This window comes from Streptococcus mitis, from assembly GCF_003942795.1.
GTDB lineage: Bacteria > Bacillota > Bacilli > Lactobacillales > Streptococcaceae > Streptococcus > Streptococcus mitis_BJ.
In genome coordinates this window covers 1-858 of sequence record NZ_RJNY01000054.1, presented here as the reverse complement: position 1 = coordinate 858, position 858 = coordinate 1, and the positions used below count along the sequence as shown (strand labels likewise).

At 28.3% G+C, this 858-nt stretch carries 1 protein-coding gene; it reads right to left on the bottom strand.

Going from position 1 to position 858, the window contains the following annotated elements; all coding sequences use genetic code 11:
- On the bottom strand, positions 1 to 858 hold an 858-nt coding region (locus tag D8847_RS10485; protein ID WP_125841492.1), incomplete at both ends, for a modification methylase.

Genomic DNA, 858 nt, shown 5'->3' with positions numbered 1-858 from the left:
TGTATAAAGAGACAGATTTCTTGTAATAGATGCTTCTAATTCAAATCCAATACTCTCAAAAAATTCTTGAGTAACTTTAGATAATGGAACCGTTTTATTATCAACTCGTCGATTGCCTAAAGTTAAAACAATTCTCTTGTCCTTTTTTATAATTCGTCCCATTTGTCCCATTACAGCCAAATAGTCCGTTATAAAATCCACAACTTTCTTTCTCTTATCAGTAGCTATGCTTTCAACATACATATTTAAACAATCTGATTGATAGTTTTGTTTAATTCTTCTAATTCTCCCCCCTAAACTATTCGAGTCAATACTTGAATAATTATCTATTAATTTCTCGTCAAAACTTTCCATATCTTTTCTGTCTATCCAGTAAATTGGTAACATAGAATACTGTCCATATGTTACAGTAGTTGAATTATCTCCATAAGGAGGAGAAGTTACAATCAAATCGACAGAATCGCTCTTCATTCCAAATAAAATATCTTCCGATTTTCCTATTTTTAAATCAATTTTTTTACTTCTGTTATAATCAGGTAAATATTGAGAGTATTCGTTAATGCTCTTTATAAAATCTTCAACGATGTGGTTTTCCATCTTTTCAATAGCGCTTTGCTCTTTTATATGCAATTTAAATGTTGAACTTCTTGTATTACTGTATTTTTTTAAAATATTAATTAAACACACCCAATAATACTGTCTTACGTATCTGTATTTTTCTCTCTGAATAGCACTACGAATTTTACTAAACGTTATTATAAAATCTTTTCGATACCATTTTTCTATATTATAAAAATAGTGTTTGTCAAATTCAAAACTATCGCTTTTTAAAAATTGCTCAATTCTATTGTTTGCTAC